The sequence below is a fragment of the Rickettsia sp. TH2014 genome (assembly GCF_019249195.1).
Classification (GTDB): Bacteria; Pseudomonadota; Alphaproteobacteria; order Rickettsiales; family Rickettsiaceae; genus Rickettsia; species Rickettsia felis.
In genome coordinates, this window is the sequence record NZ_MXAX01000017.1 from 1 (window position 1) to 878 (window position 878).

Below are 878 nucleotides of genomic sequence, written 5' to 3' on the forward strand. Positions count from 1 at the left end.
CTAATATATCGCCCTGTTGACTTAAAATTTCTTGCTTCCTTTGTGCATCTAGTTGCTCTAATGATAAAAGACGCAATGCTGCTTCTTCTTGACCTTCATCGAAGAGCTTGCTATCTAAAAAATCTCCTGTTTGTTGGTTTGCGTTTTTTGTATTTACAAACTGAGCTATATAAGGATCTTTTATAAGCTCTTTATACTTTTCTTTTGCCTTACCTAAAATTTCATCATTTTTTTTACTAAAAAGAGTAAGAATTTTGTCTGCATCAGCGGCAAAATCTTTAAGTGTTAATTCATCGCGTATAAGAGATATTATTTTCGTTGAAAATGATGACATTAAAACTACTTGAGCAGCATCCGGATTAATTAATTTAGCGTATTTTTTACCAAATTCTCCAGTAGGGGTAGGTACTTCTAGCGATTGAGTAGGTAGTGTTTTTATTGATGAGGAAGGTTTTTTACTGCTACTAGTGCTTTTTGATGATTCTGGTTGAGTAGTTTGTCCCCCACTACCAGTATTGTTTGATGACGTTGCTTGAGATGTCCATCCCGGTGGAGGCGGTGGAGGTGGAGGTGGTGGACCGCCGGCTGCTTTCGAACCGGTGGTAAATAAATTTATTGATATACTAATAACGAAAGAGTAGGTTAACAATACTGATTTTAATTTGTCTGTTATACTCATTACTTAACCCCAATGATTATTTTTTAATATATAAACGAGGCGAATTATATAACATTTATTAATATTCATCAAGAAAAACATTATTTTTTATTAACCTATTAGTTAAATTAAAAATAATTGTTGCACCAATTAGCCGATAAGTTAGGGAAACTGAAAAAACTATACTCGGTGAATTGTAATAGTTGAGATTTAATCTTAC

Annotated in this window: 1 pseudogene; it reads right to left on the minus strand. The window is 33.1% G+C overall.

Annotation, left to right across the window (positions count from 1 at the left end):
• Window positions 1-679, minus strand: a pseudogene (locus KYQ89_RS00215) (autotransporter outer membrane beta-barrel domain-containing protein); the annotation flags it as partial.
• Window positions 680-878: the final 199 nt, after the last annotated feature.